The 19,539-nt window shown below is 42.1% G+C and carries 18 protein-coding genes and 1 pseudogene; 10 read left to right on the forward strand and 9 right to left on the reverse strand.

Going from position 1 to position 19,539, the window contains the following annotated elements; genetic code table 11:
* Positions 1 to 73 precede the first annotated feature (73 nt).
* Positions 74 to 4,385, forward strand: a pseudogene (locus P3L47_RS17455) (DUF4011 domain-containing protein); the annotation flags it as partial.
* Positions 4,386 to 4,416: 31 nt separating this feature from the next.
* Here the strand turns inward: P3L47_RS17455 and P3L47_RS17460 are convergent.
* Positions 4,417 to 4,869, reverse strand: coding sequence for an Lrp/AsnC family transcriptional regulator (locus P3L47_RS17460; protein WP_075559998.1), 453 nt, complete (start codon positions 4,867 to 4,869; stop codon positions 4,417 to 4,419).
* Positions 4,870 to 5,062: 193 nt separating this feature from the next.
* Here P3L47_RS17460 and P3L47_RS17465 point away from each other — a divergent pair, with 193 nt between their 5' ends.
* Together P3L47_RS17465 and P3L47_RS17470 are read left to right on the forward strand one after the other, a co-directional pair.
* Positions 5,063 to 5,776, forward strand: coding sequence for an AzlC family ABC transporter permease (locus P3L47_RS17465; protein WP_233576961.1), 714 nt, complete (start codon positions 5,063 to 5,065; stop codon positions 5,774 to 5,776).
* Positions 5,773 to 6,090 carry a branched-chain amino acid transporter permease gene (locus P3L47_RS17470; protein ID WP_122360031.1) on the forward strand — a complete coding sequence of 106 codons (318 nt, stop codon included), beginning with the start codon at positions 5,773 to 5,775 and terminating at the stop codon, positions 6,088 to 6,090. Before P3L47_RS17465 ends, P3L47_RS17470 begins: the two co-directional genes overlap by 4 nt.
* A gap of 87 nt (positions 6,091 to 6,177) precedes the next feature.
* Here P3L47_RS17470 and P3L47_RS17475 read toward each other — a convergent pair whose 3' ends face one another.
* The 7 genes from P3L47_RS17475 to P3L47_RS17505 all read right to left on the reverse strand — a co-directional run bounded on the left by P3L47_RS17475 (position 6,178) and on the right by P3L47_RS17505 (position 10,846).
* Complete coding sequence (locus tag P3L47_RS17475; protein WP_122360032.1) at positions 6,178 to 6,738, reverse strand: flavin reductase family protein; 561 nt, start codon at positions 6,736 to 6,738, stop codon at positions 6,178 to 6,180.
* A 6-nt stretch (positions 6,739 to 6,744) separates the two neighbouring features.
* The gene (locus tag P3L47_RS17480) at positions 6,745 to 7,290 is read right to left on the reverse strand and encodes a flavodoxin (RefSeq protein ID WP_122360033.1); all 546 of its coding nucleotides are present in this window, start codon (positions 7,288 to 7,290) and stop codon (positions 6,745 to 6,747) included.
* Positions 7,291 to 7,488: 198 nt separating this feature from the next.
* Complete coding sequence (locus P3L47_RS17485) at positions 7,489 to 7,932, reverse strand: VOC family protein (protein ID WP_122352822.1); 444 nt, start codon at positions 7,930 to 7,932, stop codon at positions 7,489 to 7,491.
* A 55-nt stretch (positions 7,933 to 7,987) separates the two neighbouring features.
* Complete coding sequence (locus P3L47_RS17490; protein ID WP_122360035.1) at positions 7,988 to 8,512, reverse strand: DUF6125 family protein; 525 nt, start codon at positions 8,510 to 8,512, stop codon at positions 7,988 to 7,990.
* A 25-nt stretch (positions 8,513 to 8,537) separates the two neighbouring features.
* The gene (gene arsM, locus P3L47_RS17495; RefSeq protein ID WP_277781581.1) at positions 8,538 to 9,350 is read right to left on the reverse strand and encodes an arsenite methyltransferase; all 813 of its coding nucleotides are present in this window, start codon (positions 9,348 to 9,350) and stop codon (positions 8,538 to 8,540) included.
* Positions 9,351 to 9,398: 48 nt separating this feature from the next.
* Complete coding sequence (locus tag P3L47_RS17500; protein ID WP_129733487.1) at positions 9,399 to 9,725, reverse strand: ArsR/SmtB family transcription factor; 327 nt, start codon at positions 9,723 to 9,725, stop codon at positions 9,399 to 9,401.
* Positions 9,726 to 9,943: 218 nt separating this feature from the next.
* Positions 9,944 to 10,846 carry a helix-turn-helix domain-containing protein gene (locus tag P3L47_RS17505; RefSeq protein WP_277781582.1) on the reverse strand — a complete coding sequence of 301 codons (903 nt, stop codon included), beginning with the start codon at positions 10,844 to 10,846 and terminating at the stop codon, positions 9,944 to 9,946.
* Between the two features lie 271 nt (positions 10,847 to 11,117).
* Between P3L47_RS17505 and P3L47_RS17510 the strand changes: the two genes are divergently transcribed.
* From P3L47_RS17510 to P3L47_RS17535, 6 genes are all read left to right on the forward strand, one after another.
* Positions 11,118 to 12,323, forward strand: coding sequence for a C45 family peptidase (locus P3L47_RS17510; RefSeq protein ID WP_277781583.1), 1,206 nt, complete (start codon positions 11,118 to 11,120; stop codon positions 12,321 to 12,323).
* A gap of 164 nt (positions 12,324 to 12,487) precedes the next feature.
* A complete protein-coding gene (locus tag P3L47_RS17515) occupies positions 12,488 to 13,129 on the forward strand; it encodes a hypothetical protein (protein ID WP_122360040.1) in 642 nt (213 codons plus the stop codon).
* Between the two features lie 4 nt (positions 13,130 to 13,133).
* Positions 13,134 to 13,868: a DUF3307 domain-containing protein gene (locus tag P3L47_RS17520; protein ID WP_277781584.1), complete on the forward strand. Its 735-nt coding sequence runs from the start codon at positions 13,134 to 13,136 to the stop codon at positions 13,866 to 13,868.
* Between the two features lie 65 nt (positions 13,869 to 13,933).
* A complete protein-coding gene (locus tag P3L47_RS17525; RefSeq protein WP_277781585.1) occupies positions 13,934 to 15,370 on the forward strand; it encodes a sensor histidine kinase in 1,437 nt (478 codons plus the stop codon).
* Positions 15,371 to 15,383: 13 nt separating this feature from the next.
* Positions 15,384 to 16,067: a response regulator transcription factor gene (locus P3L47_RS17530; RefSeq protein WP_075557622.1), complete on the forward strand. Its 684-nt coding sequence runs from the start codon at positions 15,384 to 15,386 to the stop codon at positions 16,065 to 16,067.
* A 21-nt stretch (positions 16,068 to 16,088) separates the two neighbouring features.
* Complete coding sequence (locus P3L47_RS17535; RefSeq protein WP_277781586.1) at positions 16,089 to 17,861, forward strand: SUMF1/EgtB/PvdO family nonheme iron enzyme; 1,773 nt, start codon at positions 16,089 to 16,091, stop codon at positions 17,859 to 17,861.
* A gap of 23 nt (positions 17,862 to 17,884) precedes the next feature.
* Here the strand turns inward: P3L47_RS17535 and P3L47_RS17540 are convergent, their stop codons facing one another.
* The gene (locus tag P3L47_RS17540) at positions 17,885 to 18,139 is read right to left on the reverse strand and encodes a TIGR03905 family TSCPD domain-containing protein (RefSeq protein ID WP_122352810.1); all 255 of its coding nucleotides are present in this window, start codon (positions 18,137 to 18,139) and stop codon (positions 17,885 to 17,887) included.
* Positions 18,140 to 18,223: 84 nt separating this feature from the next.
* Between P3L47_RS17540 and P3L47_RS17545 the strand changes: the two genes are divergently transcribed.
* Positions 18,224 to 19,531: a bifunctional folylpolyglutamate synthase/dihydrofolate synthase gene (locus P3L47_RS17545; protein WP_277781587.1), complete on the forward strand. Its 1,308-nt coding sequence runs from the start codon at positions 18,224 to 18,226 to the stop codon at positions 19,529 to 19,531.
* Positions 19,532 to 19,539: the final 8 nt, after the last annotated feature.

Below are 19,539 nucleotides of genomic sequence, written 5' to 3' on the forward strand. Positions count from 1 at the left end.
AAGTAGCGATAAAATCTCCAAGAATTTCAACGGCACTGTTCATTTGGAATATTTGCCATGTATCAATTATGCAATGATACATAACCATGTACCAGCATTCAGTTTTTGTGAATTGATAAATAATGACGAGATAGATTGGAACGAGGTAAAGATCTCCATAAGCGGAGAACTCATCAAATATTCCGATTGTGTTCTTGATATCGTGCCACAGGGACAAAATATACAAATCGTTTCACTCGAAATATCTCCCGAAGTTGAAAGATTAATCGAACTTACGGAAGGAATAGATACTACTTTTAACCTGATCATCTCAACCGGTGGCGAAGTCCTTTATCAACAGGCTTACCCCATCCAATTAATGGCGTACGACCAATGGCCCGGCGCCAGCATCATGCCTGAACTCCTGGCCTCTTTTGTAACCCCTAACCATCCGTTGCTATCGAGGGTTAGCGTAAACGCGTCACGGTTCCTTGAAGAATGGACCGGCAATTCCGCATTAGACGAATACCAGACACAAGACCCAAATCGTGTACGTGTATAGCATTTGATGATGCGGTCTTATTAGCGCAGAATGAGCTGAAGGACGAGAACAGATTTGATTTATTCATAGACGTCTACCGTTGTCGGTTGAATAAAATCAGACCCTCCCCCAACGCATTGAAAATAATGGAAAATGGCAAGTAAAAAATGAAGGCATTGAACATGAAAATGCCACAAAAAAGGTAAACAGCCTGGACCGATTCGAGATAAAGTTGGATACTACCAAACAAGAAACCACCAAACAAATTATCTGGGAACGAAAATTATTAGATTTTTCCTTACGAAATAATCTGATCAATGTGAAGTTGGGCAAAAGAGTAATACCGTTTATCTCTTTTGAGATCGACCAATTGGAAGACCGATTGCAGGCCGGAGAGAATTATCAGATACAACCCTGCCCCATTAAAGGGAAATTAGAGCCGAGAGATACCGGCATGTATGATTCCTCACTACTGAAAAACGAACTTGAGGAGTTGGTGATCAGTGAGCTGAAAAACAAAAGAATCCGTTCTTACCTAACCGAGAGCGAGCTCCAGAACGCACTGAAGTTTGTGTACAGGACGTCCCGTACAGCGATAGAGGAAAATGGGGCAAATTCATTATTTCTGGTACTGGGCATTCTCAAATGGTATGAGACCCCCAAAAGTATAAAGCCTCGTTTCGCTCCTATTTTATTGTTACCGATTGATATTATACGACGAGGAGGTACAAATGGATATGTAATTCGAACCAGGGACGAAGAGATCATATTGAATATCACCTTGGTAGAGTTATTAAAACAACAATTCGACATCAATCTTTCCGGACTTAATCCACTACCCAAGGATGACAGTGGAGTAGATGTAAAAAAGATATTTGCCGCAATCCGTACCTGTATCCGCAATCAAAAACGCTGGGACGTGGTGGAAGAATCCATGATCGGACTGTTCTCATTCAACAAGTTCGTTATGTGGAACGGCATCCATACCAATGCTGACAAGTTGAAGGAGAACCTTATTCTAGCCAGTCTGATGGAGAATTGTATTAAATGGCAGGATACTAGCCAAGAAGTTGACGCAAGGGAAATTGACAAATATATAGAACCTTCCGGTTTTGCGATTCCAATTGATGTGGACTCTTCCCAACTGGAAGCAGTTATCGAATCGGGAGAAGGAAAGAACTTTATCCTGCACGGGCCTCCAGGAACCGGAAAGTCCCAGACTATCACCAATATGATAGCTAATGCTTTATACAAAGGGAAACGTGTTTTATTTGTCGCAGAAAAAATGGCAGCACTCTCAGTCGTCCAAAACCGATTAGCCAAGATCGGCTTGGAGCCATTCTGCCTGGAACTACATTCCAATAAAGTAACTAAAACTCATTTCCTTGCACAGCTTCAGAAAGCGATCGAGGTTGTACATATCCAGTCTCCTCATGAATTCGAGAGTATTTCCAAGCAATTATTTGAACGTAGGAGGAAATTAATCGATTATATGGAGGCCTTGCATAACCCTCATGCATACGGTTATTCCCTTTTTGACTGTATTACGAATTATTTATCCATTCAGGGTGATGAGTTAGTAATCGATTCTACCCTATTGGATTCCATTACGAAAGATGAGCTTACGGTCCTTACAGAAAAAATAAAAGAGCTCGATACAATCTTTCAGATAATAGGACAGCCGGAAACACATCCGCTAAAAGGATTGGAGCCATATGATATTTCACTTGAGAGTAACCAAAAGTTAGAGAATAGTATCAGCCGTCTTATGGATCTACTTCCGATAATATCCACCGGAAGAACTTTTTTCTCCGACAATTGGGATTTCGTAATCCCTGACAGCTGGGAGGGGATTAAGTTAATGGCCCAGATGAGTAGCAGACTGGTCGCTATCCCCTATCTGAACAAAGGCTTACTGGAACTGGGAGGCAAAGAGGAACTGATTGGGGAATGGCAGGAGATCACTAACTCCGGACAAGAACGTGACAGAATATTGGCAGAACTTTCCAAAGATTACGCGCCGGAAATATTGGATGAAAACGTGTTTACCCTCCAACAAGAATGGAAAGCCATCGAAATGAAATGGTTCCTCCCTAAATACTTTGCCAAACGCTCTTACCTAAAAAAGTTGAGATTTTATAGCCCCAGCCTGCAAGAGACAAAGATCCCGAATCTCCTCGATCAACTTGGGACCTATCAAAAACAGAATAAGATCGTCCAAGAACATTCATCGGAACTACAATCTCTTTTTGGACATTTGGGGAGACGTAATAAAGAGAAATGGGATGAGATTACCTCTATTTTATCGGCTATCCCAGGTGTTTATCAGAATTTATTAGAATACGCACGGCTCACCCAAAGAAGCTTGCCGGAGACACTTAACCGTTTTTCCGATAAAATGGGTGATGACTGGAACCTATTCTTACAGTCCAACAAAAATTTACTGAACCAGTTGATACAAACATCCGATCAGATGAATCAGGTTATCCATGATTTGAGAGGATTATGTAATATCGAATTGCCGGAAAGCAACCTTGAAACGCAACTTCCAGTACTGCTAAAAAATTGGAAGGAGCACCTGAATATGACTAAAGATTGGTATCAATGGTGCATCCGGAAAAGAGAACTTGAAGCACGAGGTTTATCCATGGTTACGAATTATATCCTAAACGAGCATAAGAACGGTACCGAAGCCTCTAATGCACTTCTTAAAGGTATCTATCATAAACTCGCCTTAAAAACTGTTGACGCTGACAAGACCTTACGCCTATTCAATGGATTGCTTTTTGAGGAGATAATTACCAAATACAAACAACTAACCTACGAGTTTCAAGAATTAAGCAAAAAAGAGCTATATAGTAGATTGGCCTCACGCATACCTTCATTAACTATGGAAGCGACTTCCAATTCTGAGGTTGGCATTTTGAAACGAAATATATCCAACGGAGGACGCGGCACATCGATCCGTAAGCTCATAGACCAAATACCGACATTACTTCCGAAGCTATGCCCATGTATGTTAATGAGCCCGATATCTGTAGCCCAATACATTGATTTAAGCGCTGAGAAATTCGATCTTGTGATTTTCGACGAAGCCTCACAAATGCCCACCAATGAGGCTGTTGGAGCAATAGCACGAGGCAAAGCACTGGTTGTCGTCGGAGACCCTAAGCAGATGCCACCAACGAGTTTCTTCTCTTCTACTCAAGTGAATGAGGAAGATGCCGCATTCGATGACATGGAAAGTATCCTGGATGACTGCATATAGCTTTCCATACCATCACGTTATCTGACATGGCACTATCGTAGTAAACACGAAAGTCTTATCGCTTTTAGTAATGCCCAGTATTACGGGGCTAAATTATATACTTTTCCTTCTGTTGACGACCGGATATCCAAAGTCCGCCTGTTTAGGGTCGACGGCTCATATGACAAAGGGCGCACACGCAGTAACCGTGCGGAAAGCGAAGCTATAGTAAATGAAATACTTCGCCGTCTAAGAACACCGGAACTTTCCGGAAAAAGTATAGGTGTTGTTTCTTTCAGCCAGGTTCAACAGAACTTGATAGAAGATATGCTCCTCGAAGAATTAAGTAAATATCCGGAACTGGAAGAGAAAGCATACCAATGTGATGAGCCTATTTTCATAAAAAATTTAGAAAACGTACAAGGGGATGAGCGTGATATAATTCTATTCTCTATTGGATATGGTCCGGACAAAAACGGAAATGTATCCATGAACTTTGGTCCTTTAAATAATAAAGGAGGTGAACGACGACTGAATGTGGCTGTATCCCGTGCCCGATATGAGATGATCATTTTCTCTACCCTCAGATCTGATCACAATCTGAATATAACATTCTCTTGTTAACTTTTAATTTTTTAATATGCTTCCACTAAAGTTTTATGTATGTAGTGTTTTTCAATTCACGTATTGTAATTGAACTGTTTATTTTGGCAATACCGTTTATGCGTGTCAGTTTTTCGAATCTGAATTTATCATAGGCATCCAAGTCTTCAAGAACGATTTTGATTAAAAGTTCGTATTCACCCCCAATGGAATAACATTCGACAACTTCTTCCAATTGAACGATTTCATTTACGAAACGGGCGTAGTTCTCATGCTCATGAACCAATAACGCAAGACGGCAAAACACAACTAACGGTTTACCGATTTTGTCTTTATTTACAATAGCAGCATAGTGAGAGATATATCCATCGCTTTCCAAACGCTTTACCCTGTCATATAAAGGGCTTTTGGATAGGTTTAACTCATCTGCCAATACTTTCATGTTCTGTTTGGCATCCTTTTGCAGTGCATTTAATATGATTTTATCCGTTTTGTCCATTTTGTACCGTATTTTTTCCTGTTTATCTTTTTTATTTAGTTAGTTATGCAGGATTATTTCCTGTTTTATACGCAAAAATACAACATCTTCCTCATTTTTCAACATGATACCCAGCATATATATTGAATTTCTTATCTTTGCACAGGAAATAATTCTAGAAGTTAAAAAGATAAGAATATTCAAACTGTACTTGATGAATAATAAGAACCAAGCTTTTTATAATGCGCGTAAACTGGCACTGACTAAAGCATTTCCGGTAATGCTCGGTATAGCTTTCCTCGGTGTCGGATATGGGGTATATATGCGTTCCTGCGGGTTCGGCATAATATGGCCTGTCTGCATGGCAGCTACTATATTTGCCGGTTCGATGGAGTTTGTTACTGTTAGCTTATTGCTTAGTACGTTCAATCCCGGTTATGCCCTGCTTTTAACGTTGATAGTGAACGGAAGACATTTGTTCTATGGAATATCCATGTTGGAAAAGTATAGCGACATGGGGAAAAAGAAAATATGGGCTGTTTCCGGACTGATAGATGAAGCGTTTTCACTCAACTATATGACAGATGTCCCTCCTGGAACAGACCGGAATTGGTTCATGCTCTTTGTTTCGGTCTATCTTTATGTGTCATGGATAGGAGGAACTATTATTGGTGCGATTTCTGCCAGTGAAGCCATTGCAAGCACTAAGGGAGTAGGTTTTGTCATGACAGCCCTGTTTATCGTGATATTCATCAGCCAGTGGCAAAAAGAACAAACGCACGGCAGTTCTATATTAGGACTATTAGTTGCAGGCGCGTGCCTAATGCTTTTCGGCAAGGCATATTTCATGCTTCCTACGATCTTGATTATCACTGTAATTTTTATGGTTCGTTGGCTGACTACAAAAGATAAGGAGAAACTGACATGACGGTTACGGAACAAATTATCACCATACTTATTGTGGCACTCACCACACAGTTAACCCGTTGGATTCCATTCTGGATCTTCAGGTCTAGCGCACACACTCCCCAGTATGTAAACTACTTGGGCAGGGTATTACCTCCTGCCATATTTGGTATGTTGGTGATCTATTGCTACAAGGATACGGATTTTCTATCACCTTCATACGGCATCCCGGAAATAGTATCGGGAATCTGTGTGGTAGTTATTCAAATGCTTTTTAAAAACATGGCTTGTTCTATTTTGTTAGGGACAGGGTTATATATTCTTCTTGTGAACTGAAATATAGCTATGGTGACTGCCTTCTCCCGAATATGGGAGAAGGCGATGAAGCAGCTCAATATATTCGTCTGTTATGGCATAGATTCCCTATTTCAACCTCTTACCATCCGAAAAAGCATTACCTACCTTTTTACCCACTTCCAGGTAATCGTTATTGAACGGGTCGAATATAATGGGAGACACTTTGGATACATCCACTTTACCGTTTTCGTCGAGAACGCGCTCATCTACGCTTACGTTTATTATTTCACCTCGCAAAATACAGGTCTCTGGGTTATAGTCCTTCAATTTACATTCCAGCACTACAGACAATTCGTCAATCAACGGTGCATCCACAAACTCCGAACGAGTAGCATGAAAACCTGCACGGGCGAATTTATCCGAAACTCTATTACCGGAAACAATACCCACGTAATCACAGGCAACCACCTGCCCGACTTCTGCCATACTCACGGTAAAAGCTTTACGCTTCAGGATATTTGCTGTCGTTTTATGTCCCTCACTGATACAAATACTAATTTCATGCATCTCGCTGATACCACCCCAAGCGGCATTCATAACATTGGGAGTTCCATCTTCATCATAAGCAGCGATAATAAACACCGGCTGCGGATAAGTAAAGGGCTTTGACCCAAAATTCTTTCTCATAATAATTTATTTTTTAGTCCACTTCTTAATATCTTCCTTTGTCGCACCATTCAAAAGTCGGCCCTTCTGCCATTTCAGATCAGGATAGGTTTCCTGCAGCTCTTTTTCTGCATTAGAAATACTGCTGCTACCCGATGTTGCAAACGGGATAATCGTCTTGCCTGCAAAATTATTGCTCTCAATAAAAGTATTGATGATTCTCGGAGCAGAATTCCACCAAATAGGGAAACCTATATAAACGGTATCGTAATCTGCAAAATTCTCAGGTTTGGAATTCAATGCAGGACGTGATTTGGCATCTGACATCTCTACACTGCTACGCGAGGATTTGTCATGCCAATCCAGGTCAGCAGCGACATATTCTTTTTCAGGTTGTATTTCGTAGAGCGTTCCACCTGTAACTTCTACAATCAACTTAGCAGCTTTCTCCGTTGTTCCTGTTGCCGAAAAATAAGCGACCAATGTCTTATCACTCTGCGTCTGTGCATTTATGGGGATACATAACATCATGATCACTACTATAATCATACCTTTAACTTTCCTTGTTGTCATATGTAATTCTTATTTTTATTGTTATGACACAAAATTACAGAATAGTATCCAATATAAAAGTATATAAATCACTGATTATCTAACCCAAATTACTGGTAAATTTAAATGCATGAACCCCATAGCAGCATCACTATAGGGTTCATTAAATGTCATTCGTCCGGCTCACTTACATAAGCCGTTTCTTTTTAGCAATATCTCTTATTGAAATTTCTTATCCTCTTCGAGGAGTTCCTGGCTACATTGCTCCACAGCCAAAGGGGTAAAGAGTTCTATAAGATTTTCTTCGGGATCGCGCAGGTACAGGGTACGCATTCCCCAATCGGGCATATCCGTAGGTTCACTGATAAACGTCACGCCTTTTACTTTTAGGGCGGCAAAGGTTTCGTCTACGTTATCTACACAGAAAGAGACCATTGATTTTTCGCGCATCGCTACGGGCTGCTGTTTATCGGCATTACCTACCGATGGTGCCATCCAGTCAGATACAAAAAGGGCGAAGCCTTCTATTCCTTCGGCTACTTTAAAACTGGCATATCCGCTATTTTCATCTCCCCAGGCTGGTTCTAATCCAAGCTGTTCGGTGTAGAATCTAAAGCATTTAGCGAAGTCTTTTACTAATAATCTTACATTACTGAATTTCATTGTTTTCTGATTAATGGTTTGTAATTAGATTCTTATAATCAAGATACAAATATAGTCAATTAGACGAATTACTGATCGTAAACCGCCAGCAACAAGCACACGACAGATCTGTTACATCCGGGAAACAGCTAACCATTTCTGTAACGATTCTTTCATCGATTGCGCTGGCGAAACCGGCATGTTCGATAAAACCGACCGGCGCACAAGGGTGATAAGGCATTCCTTTATCTTTTCGGGCTGATTGTACCCTGCAAACATTCACCCGGTAGATCAGGGATTCGCCCTCCCTGAAAAGATCCACAGAAGGATTTGCCAAAGCTGAAAATCGAATAGCTAACGCTTTCTCTAGCCCGTCGAGCCCCGGCTTTTCGGGAAGGTTCAGAAAGTTCTTAATTCTTAAGGCCTCGGTACGGGTAAACCTCGTCCACGCTTGCTTATCATGCAACATAGCGTCATCCATTCCACATTCCGCTTCCACGGACTGAAACCACACTCCGTCAAGAGCATAAATATTCCTGGCATATATTCTTACCAAATCTTTTAATTCCTCTTTTGTCAATAGGTCAAGCTGATCTGTCATATTCTTCAAATTAAAATAGCTACTACTATATTTTTTTACCGGTCACAGTGATAGAATATATCCCTACATTCCCCGCTTTATAGCTGGATATTGTCGATTCATCCAAATGTTCTTCCAATACCTCGTCAGGAATCAGGACTGTTTTTGTCCGTTTGACTTCGATATTTGCAAATGCCGCCTTTTCAATCTCAGCTAAATAATCTTCCCGTTGAATTGCACTGGCAATACAACCGGCATACATGGAGGCATTGTCTGTAAACTCTTTTGGAAATATGCCGTTCAAAACCACATCCGATACACAAAAATGACCTCCGTGTTTGAGAACACGATGTATTTCTTTAAAAATCTTATTCTTTTCAGGAAGAAGATTCAAGACACAATTACTTACGACCACATCTATTGAATTATCAGCCAGTGGGATGTCTTCTATATCTCCTTCGATAAATTCCACATTCGTATACCCTCGTTTTACCGCATTTTTACGGGCTTTCTCAATCATTTGCGGAGAGAAATCGATCCCGATCACTTTACCGCTTTCACCAGTTTCGGCTCTGGCAATGAAGCAGTCGTTACCAGCTCCCGAACCCAAGTCCAAAACTATATCTCCTTCCTTTATACCGGCATATTGGGTAGGAAGTCCGCACCCTACACCTAAATCGGCATCAGCTTCATATCCCTTCAGCTGGCTGTAATCCTCACTCATAATGGTAAAGACCTTTTTTGAGGGAGCCATGGGTTTTGTACCGCAACAACAACCGGATTTTAATAAATTACTGTTTAGTGCCAGTTGGCTATACTGTTCTTTGACTAATGCTTTTTTCTCTTCGTTCGTTTTCATATATATAATTTTAAACGATCCGTACTTATACGGATATAATGGATATTTCTATTTATTATTACAGTTTTCTTTGTTATCAATAGCGACAAAGAATAAAGAAAATAAGTTTTTCGCCTCTTCCCAACTCTTCTGATTAATGCAATACTTAACCGTAGGAGGAATAATTTCTCCTTGTATCAATTCGGCATCTTTCAGCTCTTTCAAATGCTGTGAAAGGGTACTTTTGGCAATTGGCAGCACTTCCGACATGTCCCCATGATAACAACATTCCTGACTTGCCAGCATTTGTAATATGGCTATACGGATAGGATGTCCCAATGCTTTAGCAAAACGAGCCAATCTTTCTTGTTCAGTTGTAAATTCTTTTCTTGACATAGAATAAAAATATTGTTCGCAAATATACGAACAATATTCAATTCGTAATATTGCGAACGATCATTTATTCTTTTTTAATACATAATCCACTATCCCCCGCAAAACTCCACAATCGTCATCTTCCCAACCAACAGTTGAAACACAAAAAACAACCCCTTGCATCCCCTATATCCAAATAGAACCGGGAATTAAGGCGATAATTATCAGAATGACAATTTTCAATTTTGCGAATAACGGTAATCGCAGGGTGCAACACCTGTTATTTTCTTGAATATAAGACTGAAATACTGCACATTCGGATAACCCAGTTGGCGGGCTATGATGGCAGGTGTGGCATCGGATTTCAGTAACATTCGTTTAGCAACTTCCAATCGTTTGAATTCGAAATACTGTTCCAGCGTCTTGCCTGTTTCAAATTTCAGCAGGTCGTTGAAATAGGATGTAGAAAGATTGAGCCTCTTCGCAAGATAGTCGGGTGCAGGCAGTTTGCCGTTTTGCAATCTGCCGGAACTTATATAGTCATCGAGCAACTGCTCCATTTTTTCCAGAATGGTCTTATTCTTATTCTCACGGGTGATAAACTGACGTTCGTAGTAGCGGGTACAATAGTCCAGTAACAATTCAATGTGCCGGGAAAGGATAGTGCTGCTATGCATATCGATCGAATGATGCAGTTCTTCCTCTATATTCCATAGACAGCAGGTGACTTTCTCCGTTTCACGCTGCGACAGGTGCAATGCTTCCTCCTTACGATAATGGAAGAAAGTGTAATTCTCTATGTGGTTCTTCAGTGTGGTCTGAAACAGCAAGTCCGGATGAAACACCAGCAGGTAGCCTTTGCCGGGCAAGGTTTTCTCCTCACTCATACGGAAAATTTCGCCGGGGGTAAGAAATACCATTGTTGCATTGGAATAATCATAGTATTTCCGTCCGCAACATGAACATTCGTCAGGGCAATTCTCTATCAGCAAGATAGCATAAAACTCAAACTTGACGGTATCCTGTTCCAACGACGGGCTCTCCAGATTGATAAGACTTACCTGTGGATGCAACGTCTTGCAGGCCAGACAACAGTTACAATCATATACGGTCTTAAAATCCAATGTATTTTTCTTTTCCATATCCTACTTACAGATTATTCAGTGTACAGTATTCGTATCTCGATTACAAAAATACGGGATACTTCCGTCACTTTTACAACCCAAATTACGGATTGTATAACCTTGTTTACGGATTACATAAACTTACATATTTCGTCTGCTTCATAAATCTGTAATTGGGGTTATATAAGTCGTAATTCATCTACCAAGGAAACGATTAATTTCGTCGTTTATTTGTCTATATTGATTATTGTGTATATGTTTGCCACTAAATGCATAATACTTATACGTCATGAAAAAGCTCATCTTAGCGGCAATTCTCTGTTTCTGCTTTTCTATCCAGCAACAACATGCTTGTACCTCTATCATTATCTCAGGGAAAGCAACCCCCGACGGACGCCCTTTGATGTGGAAACATCGTGATACCGGTGCCCCTTACAATCATATTACCTATATTGACGAAGGAGGTTATCGTTTCCTTGGACTGGTGAACAGCGATGATCCGGACGGGGCTGTATGGACCGGTAGTAATGAAACAGGTTTCTCCATTATGAATACGGCTTCCTATAATCTAAAAGACGATGACGTAAAAGAAATGGATCATGAAGGACTACTGATGCGCCAGGCACTAAAAGTATGCAAAACCATACAAGACTTTGAGCACCTGCTCGATACCCTTCCCCGCCCTCTACGTGTAGAAGCCAACTTTGGTGTGATCGATGCTTATGGAGGCGCTGCCTATTATGAAACAAATAATAAACACTACTATAAAAAAGATGTCAACGATACCACCCTGGCTCCGGAAGGATATCTGATCTATACGAACTTTTCTTTCGAAGGCCGCACTGATGAAGGACTGGGATACATCCGTTATGATAACGCCCGAAAGATATTCAAACAAATGGAAAAGGAAGGATTTACCCCGGAACGCATCTTCCGGGAAGCCTCCCGTTCATTTTACAATAGTCTGCTTGACATAGACTTGAAAAATCCGGAACAAAGCCCGAACAATCATTCCGGATGGTTTGTAGAACAGGATTTCATTCCACGAGCCGAAAGTACGGCTTCTATCGTGATACAAGGAGTAAAACCGGGTATGCCGGCAGAACACACCATCATGTGGACCGCATTAGGATATCCTCCTGTTTCGGTAGCCCTGCCGCTATGGGTAAAAATGGGAAAAGACCAACCCTCCCTGGTACAATACAATGCAGCCTTAAAGACTGCCCCTCTCTGTTATTATTCCTCCCGCCTGAAAGACAAAGTCTATGCGATCCATCGTGGCAACGGACAAAAATATCTTCACTGGCGACTTCTCTGGAATAATGAAAAGACCGGTTATATACAGCAATTACAGCCGGTGGAAACACAGGTATTCAAGCTATTCGAAACTGCTTCATCCAGCCATGATACACTGGATACGAAGAAAACAAAGGATATCTATAAACAGGCAGAATCAATCATTTCTGTTGTCTATAGGCAACTCGGGGCTTATTAAAGATGTGTTATTTAGTCTTAGATCATTTCCTAAAATCAACCCGATCAGGTTGTTTTATTTAAATCAACTCAATTAGGTTGTTTTTCTAAAATCAACCCGATTAGGTTGTTTTATTCATAAATAACAGTATATTTGTTCCTAAATGAATCCATCAAATCGTTTGTATGAAAATAAAAGGAGTTATAACAGGAGACATCATTCAATCGACCCATATAGATCCGGCAAACAGAAGTCTGTTATTGGATACGATCAACAACATTGTGCATGACACAGAGAAATGGGGAAGCATCCGATTAGATATCTATCGTGGCGATAGTTTTCAAATCATCATCAACAATCCGGTCAAGGCATTACGGACAGTTTTGTTGCTGCGTATCGGCCTGCAGGCAAAGTCACCTACATCTTTCAGGTGGGATGCACGGATGGCTTTAGGTATAGGTACTATAGATTTTGAAAAAGAAGAAAGTGTTATCGAATCCGACGGGGAAGCTTTCCGTTTTTCCGGTTGGGAATTCGATAAATTGGGACGTTCTAAAAACCTGGCTCTTAAAACTCCCTGGGATGAATTCAATGACGAGTTCAAAGTCAGTACAGCTTTTGTCGATGATATAGCATCCAATTGGACAATCACTCAGTCACAGGCTTTGTATTTGTCTCTATTGACAGGTAAAACACAAAAAGAAATTGCAGACGACCTCCAAAAATCTTCTCAGGCCATCAGTAAATTATTAATCGGTGGTAAAGCTAATTTAATTGAACTATACCTTAACCGTTACGAACAACTCATATCAACCAAAAACCTATAATATTATGGAATGGACAGACCTTGATCTTCTATTAAAACTATTATTCTCTCATCTTGTCGTCGATTTCCTGTTACAGACGAACTCCATTGTCAGGAAAAAGAAAGAAGGGAATTGCCTGTATCACGTCATTCATAGCCTGACACAAGCGCTCGTTGCATATCTGATCGTTGGTCTATGGAATTGCTGGTTTATCATACCGGTTATTTTTGTTACTCATTTTGTTATCGACTACTGGAAAATAACATACAAAGAGAGACTCTCTTCTTTCATTTTCGATCAAATATTACACATTATTGTACTTTTTATCCTATGGATAGCCATTACCGGACAATATAGCATGATTGGAGAATCATGTCGGGAATTAATGAAATGCAATAAATGTTGGATCATCCTGATCGGATACCTGCTTGTTCTAAAACCTGCCTCTATCTTTCTGGGACTCTTTACCAGAAGATGGAGTTTAGGAGGAAATGTTTCCGAAAGTCTTCAAAATGCAGGTCAATGGATCGGATATCTGGAAAGAATACTCATTCTTACTTTCATTCTGATCGGTCAGATAGAAGCGATAGGATTTCTTCTGGCTGCAAAATCTATTTTCCGTTTCGGTGAATTGAATAAAAGTAAAGAAATTAAGACCACTGAATATGTGTTGATTGGAACTTTGGCAAGTTTCACGATTGCTATTCTCATTGGATTAATTATGGTCAAACTGATGGTCTTTCAACAAAGTGTTATTTAGTCTTACCATAACCTGTAGATTCTGAAACTTATCCTTTATTTTTGTCGGAAAGAAGAAAATGAAAGATGAAAACGAAACTACGTTTTAAGATTATTGCTGCACTGATCTGTTTGTCACTGGCTGCATTATTGTTTTCACAGGGATACTGGTTGAAGGGACTCTACGATTCAACCTGGGAACAAGTAAACGGAAATATACAGGATGCCATGCGTATGGCTGACTACAAGGAGCTATTCATCCGTATGGATTCACTGAGCGAGAATAAAGGATCCGGAACAATCACCTCCGAGATTAAACTTTCGAAGGATAGCACAGAAGAAATTTCACGAAACGGATTAATGGATACATTTTCCATAAAAGCAGATAAGAACCCCTTCAAATATAACGAAGCAGCCGAATCGCTCAACGAATACCTTGACCTGCTGACCTCACTGGAAGGTCAGATACAAGAGGCCTTGCACGTAAAACTCGATTCATTGATACCTATCGACTATATCCTGTACGATACTTTGCTCGTCATGGAACTCAAACAGTACGATATTTCCGTCCCCTATAAACTGGAAGTAATTCAGATGAAGGACAGCGTGCCCGAAACCATTATGACATTCCGGTCAGTCGAGACGTTCGACAATAAAGGAGTACAATTCAGCTATCCGATCAAAAGCGTAGAACCGGAACTATATTACCAACTAACATTAAAAGCCCCCTCCCAACTGGTATTCAAACAAATGGCAGGCATCCTCACTTCATCTCTTCTGCTGGTCATCCTGATTCTGATCGCTTTCATCTACCTACTTTATACGATCCTCAGACAGAAGACGATCGAAGAGTTGAAAACGGATTTTACCAACAATATGACACATGAACTAAAAACCCCGATATCCGTCGCCTATGCTGCCAACGACGTTTTGCTCAACTACGACACCCATGTCAGCGAGAAACAGAAGAAATACCTGGGTATCGTCCGGGAACAACTCACACAGTTGACCGGCCTGGTCGAACAGATACTCACCCTCTCTGTGGAGAACCGCAATACCTTCCGGCTGAAACAGGAATCGATCCGCGTAGCTGACATGATCGCCCCACTCATTGAACAACACAAGCTGAAAGCTGGAAAACAGGTCGATATCACAACAAATATACCAGAGAACATTGCAGTATTTGCCGACCGTACGCATTTCTATAATATATTGGGTAACCTGATCGACAATGCGGTAAAATATTCCGGCGATAAACCTGCAGAAATATCTGTCAGTGCGGAGATGCAGCCGAACGAGATCCGTGTATCCGTTACGGACAACGGTATCGGCATCAGCGATACGAATCTGCAACACATATTCGATAAGTTTTACCGGGTTCCCAGCGGCAACCTGCACAATGTAAAAGGTTTCGGACTAGGGCTATATTACGTAAAAGATATGATGTCGAAACATGGGGGATCAGTGACCGTCAAGAGTCAACCGGGAAAAGGCACGACATTCACCCTCCATTTCAAAAACTAAAAAAGAAAAAACTATGGCAAAGATAAAAGTATTATTAGTAGAAGACGAACCGACACTGGCAATGATCATCAAGGATACGCTGGATGGTGAAGAGTTCGATATCGTATTGGCTGCCGACGGCGAAGAAGGACTGGCGCTTTACAAAGAAATCAAACCGGATATTATCGTGACCGACATCATGATGCCTAAAATAGACGGCTTCACCCTGATACGGCATATCCGTAAAACAGACAGCCAGATACCTGTCCTCTTCCTCTCCGCTCGTTCTGCCGCGAACGATGTTGTCGAAGGTTTCGAGCTGGGCGGCAACGACTACCTGAAAAAGCCTTTCGGCATGGCGGAGTTGATTGTCCGTATCAAAGCCCTGCTGAATAAAATTACAGTACGCAAGGAAGAAAAAACAACCTTCAACCTCGGTCAATATACATTCGATGCAGTTACGCAAACATTATTATATTGCGGGGAGAAACAACTCCTGAGCAACCGCGAATCGGAAATACTCAAACGGCTTTGCGAAAACAAAGACCATGTATTGCCAATGAAAGACGTACTGCTCGACCTGTGGGGAGACGACTCTTTCTTCAATGCCCGTAGCTTGCACGTCTTCATTACCAAACTGCGACATAAACTATCGAAAGACGACTCGATAAAGATCCTGAATGTCCGGGGAATAGGCTATAAACTGATCATCGACTAAATCACCTTATAAACGATCCGTATGCAGACTAAACTATTTCTATCCGTACTATTTGCCTGTTTCAGCCTTTTTCTGACGGCTAATAACGACCGGTATGTCATAGAAGCACACATCGGCGGAGTAAAAGATGGCACGGTGTTCTTCCTCAAACAGTTCGACAACCAGCGCATCATCAACTCCATGCGGATCGAAAAAGGAAAATTCCAGATGAAAGGGACACTGTCCGACGTACCCCAACACTTATGGCTATGCACAACGATAGACGACGAGTTCCATTACTGCGACCTTCTCATCGACAAAGACACATTATACGTGGAAGGTCATCTCTCCGACTTTCCTAACGGACTGCATTTCAAAGGAGCTGACACACACATGGGATATGCCGTTTACCTGGAAGAGACGCACGACCTTAACCAAAGGATAGACAGCCTGAATGCCGTCTCGATGGCCCAACACGAACTAGGTGCCATCGGTAAAAAACGTTCCGACGGCAAAGAGAAAAAGAAGCCCGCCTTCCTCCAATCCCTGAGCAATCTGAATGCTCAACCGGTACGGGGAAGCCAGGAACTGGATGTAGATATCGAACTGCATGCCGTCCAGCAGAAAAGAGATTCTATCCGAATTGCTTTCATCGGAGAGAATATGGATAAATATGCGGGCCAGTTCCTCCTGACACGTATCATGAAAAAACTGTCGCCCGATTCACTCAGACAGTTCTACCGTCTGATTCCGGTGGAGATGAAGAAAACAAAATTCGCCCGCCTGATCAGTAGCCAGATCAACCCTTATGCCGATAATTGCATCCGGCAGGCAGACAACCTGCTCTCTCTTAGCGGTACCCCGATTAACATGTACAAATATACCGAAGAGGCTTACAGACTCTATGAACAGGGCGTACGGCTGGACCCGGAACGTACCGACGGATACATTGCACTGGCAACCATGTACGAACGGTTGCTTCCTTTGAAAGGAAACGAAGCGTACGATATCTCTATCTCCTACCTCAATAAATTCATTGAAAGCGATGTCAGGGAAGAAGACCGGAATGAAGCCCGGAAACGGATGAAAGAGATTGAATTCCGAAAATGGTTATCAACCAACATCAATCCGGAAATGATCGAAGTGAAAGGAAGTACTTTTAAGATGGGCTCGACCTATAAAGAAGACAACAATCCACCTCATGAAGTGAAAGTGAACAGTTTCTCCATCAGCAAATATGAAATTACCAACTTCCAGTTCGCCCAGTTCCTGAAAACATACGAAAGTAATGTAATCAAAGAAGGTCCCGACGCCGGACAGCCTTTATATTATGAATGTAACTGGGGAATCCAAAACGGAAAACCGGTCCCCGGCTACGAAGCCAACCCAGCCATTTACATCACCTGGTACGGAGCTAATGCTTATTGCCAATGGGCAGGCGGACGTTTACCCACAGAGGAAGAATGGGAATATGCTGCTCGCGGCGGCATGTATGGCAAACGGGACCATTTATATAGCGGCGGCATGGAACTCGACAGCCTCGGATGGTATGCCGGAAACTCGGAAGGCAAACCGCACCCTGTCGGTATGAAGAAACCGAACGAACTGGGAATCCATGATATGAGCGGGAATGTATGGGAATGGTGTTCCGATACATTTGAAAAAGACGGCAAACTATATGCTGTCGTACGCGGCGGCACCTGGTTTAACGAACGGGCAACCTGCCGGCCTACCTGTCATTACTATATCTACCCGGGAAGTAAACACTTCAACAACGGATTCAGGTTGGTAAAAGATATCCCCCTAAATCCGTAAACCGGTCGAATGTACTCCGGCAATCAGCTAAGTTTTCGTAATGCCTGTGCCAACTGGTCCGGGCAGGACGTACCCCGTTCGCGGCAGTCGATACCTTCCAGGCGCTGTATAGCTTCAGGCACTGCCATACCGATCAACAGTTTGCTCAGCCCCTGCGTATTACCCTGGCAACCGCCCACGATCTGTACACCGGTAATAATGTTATCTTCAGCATCCACAATCATCATTTTTGAACATACTCCCCCAACCGGAGTATAAGCGACACGTTGTTTATTCATCTCCTTTTTACTCTTATTTTATATTACGGGCGACAAAGGTATAAATAAAATTAACTACTTTTGCGAATTATAAAAACGAACAGCATGACTTACGAAGAAACGCTTCACTATCTATATACAAGCATTCCGGTTTTTCAGCACAGCGGCGCATCCGCTTATAAGCCGGGATTAGATACCAGTATCGCACTGGATAATTATCTGGGTAATCCGCACAAAGCCTACAAAACGATCCATGTAGCGGGTACAAACGGGAAAGGTTCGGTCAGCCATTTGTTGGCAGCCATCCTCCGGCAGGCAGGATATAAAGTCGGACTTTTCACTTCGCCCCACCTGATCGATTTCCGCGAACGTATCCGTGTCAACGGCAAAATGATTCCCCAGGAATATGTTGTAGATTTTGTAGAACGCCACCGTACCACATTCGAACCTCTCCACCCCTCTTTTTTTGAGCTGACTTCTACCATGGCATTCGATTATTTCCGTGCCGAAAAGGTCGATTTCGCTGTAATAGAAGTCGGTATGGGCGGTCGTCTGGACAGTACAAACATCATCACACCGATCCTGAGCATCATTACGAATATCAGCCTCGACCATACCCAGTTCCTGGGTGACACGGTCGAAAAGATAGCCTTTGAGAAAGCCGGTATCATCAAACCGGAAGTACCTGCCCTGGTCGGAGAAGTATATAGCCATAGCGTAGCCAAAGTATTCAGCGAGACCGCCGTAAAAAACAACACCCTGGTTTACTTCGCTTCAGAAGAGGACCTGCTCGAAGAATCTTATCTAATGGATACCGGCGAATGGTATCTCAACTCCGTAGAATACGGACAGTTATTCGGAGAACTGGGCGGCGTAGTCCAGGTCAGAAATGCAAAAACCGTACTGGCAGCCCTCAATCTGCTTGAGAGTACAGGAGTGAACATTTCGCAGGAAGCCGTGCGGGAAGGATTTGAACATGTAGTAGAACTGACCGGATTAATGGGACGTTGGCAGACCTTACAGGAAAAACCGAAGGTGATATGCGATACAGGCCATAACATAGGTGGCTGGGAATACCTGAATATACAACTGAATGAAGTAATAAAACATTCACGGCAAACTCACATGATCGTCGGAATGGTAAACGACAAGGATATTAACGGCGTACTAGAACTGATGCCCAAAGATGCCTTCTATTATTTCACTCAGGCATCCGTCGAACGGGCGATGCCTGCCACCGATTTCGCAGCGATGGCGGTCGGGCACGGACTGAGCGGAGTGGTCTGCGACAGCGTAGCCGATGCCATTGCACGTGCCCTGGAACAGGCTCATGAAGAAGATACGATCTTTATCGGAGGAAGTACCTTTATCGTAGCCGATGCACTCCCCCTTTTCATGAAACAAGACAAATAATATAACTT

Source organism: Parabacteroides chongii (assembly GCF_029581355.1).
Taxonomy (GTDB): Bacteria; Bacteroidota; Bacteroidia; order Bacteroidales; family Tannerellaceae; genus Parabacteroides; species Parabacteroides chongii.

Coding starts and splice junctions, on each gene's coding strand:
- P3L47_RS17460 (WP_075559998.1), bottom strand. CDS start 4,869: ATGGACAAAACGGATAAAATCATATTAAATGCACTGCAAAAGGATGCC.
- P3L47_RS17465 (WP_233576961.1), top strand. CDS start 5,063: ATGAATAATAAGAACCAAGCTTTTTATAATGCGCGTAAACTGGCACTG.
- P3L47_RS17470 (WP_122360031.1), top strand. CDS start 5,773: ATGACGGTTACGGAACAAATTATCACCATACTTATTGTGGCACTCACC.
- P3L47_RS17475 (WP_122360032.1), bottom strand. CDS start 6,738: ATGAGAAAGAATTTTGGGTCAAAGCCCTTTACTTATCCGCAGCCGGTG.
- P3L47_RS17480 (WP_122360033.1), bottom strand. CDS start 7,290: ATGACAACAAGGAAAGTTAAAGGTATGATTATAGTAGTGATCATGATG.
- P3L47_RS17485 (WP_122352822.1), bottom strand. CDS start 7,932: ATGAAATTCAGTAATGTAAGATTATTAGTAAAAGACTTCGCTAAATGC.
- P3L47_RS17490 (WP_122360035.1), bottom strand. CDS start 8,512: ATGACAGATCAGCTTGACCTATTGACAAAAGAGGAATTAAAAGATTTG.
- arsM (WP_277781581.1), bottom strand. CDS start 9,350: ATGAAAACGAACGAAGAGAAAAAAGCATTAGTCAAAGAACAGTATAGC.
- P3L47_RS17500 (WP_129733487.1), bottom strand. CDS start 9,725: ATGTCAAGAAAAGAATTTACAACTGAACAAGAAAGATTGGCTCGTTTT.
- P3L47_RS17505 (WP_277781582.1), bottom strand. CDS start 10,846: ATGGAAAAGAAAAATACATTGGATTTTAAGACCGTATATGATTGTAAC.
- P3L47_RS17510 (WP_277781583.1), top strand. CDS start 11,118: ATGAAAAAGCTCATCTTAGCGGCAATTCTCTGTTTCTGCTTTTCTATC.
- P3L47_RS17515 (WP_122360040.1), top strand. CDS start 12,488: ATGAAAATAAAAGGAGTTATAACAGGAGACATCATTCAATCGACCCAT.
- P3L47_RS17520 (WP_277781584.1), top strand. CDS start 13,134: ATGGAATGGACAGACCTTGATCTTCTATTAAAACTATTATTCTCTCAT.
- P3L47_RS17525 (WP_277781585.1), top strand. CDS start 13,934: ATGAAAACGAAACTACGTTTTAAGATTATTGCTGCACTGATCTGTTTG.
- P3L47_RS17530 (WP_075557622.1), top strand. CDS start 15,384: ATGGCAAAGATAAAAGTATTATTAGTAGAAGACGAACCGACACTGGCA.
- P3L47_RS17535 (WP_277781586.1), top strand. CDS start 16,089: ATGCAGACTAAACTATTTCTATCCGTACTATTTGCCTGTTTCAGCCTT.
- P3L47_RS17540 (WP_122352810.1), bottom strand. CDS start 18,139: ATGAATAAACAACGTGTCGCTTATACTCCGGTTGGGGGAGTATGTTCA.
- P3L47_RS17545 (WP_277781587.1), top strand. CDS start 18,224: ATGACTTACGAAGAAACGCTTCACTATCTATATACAAGCATTCCGGTT.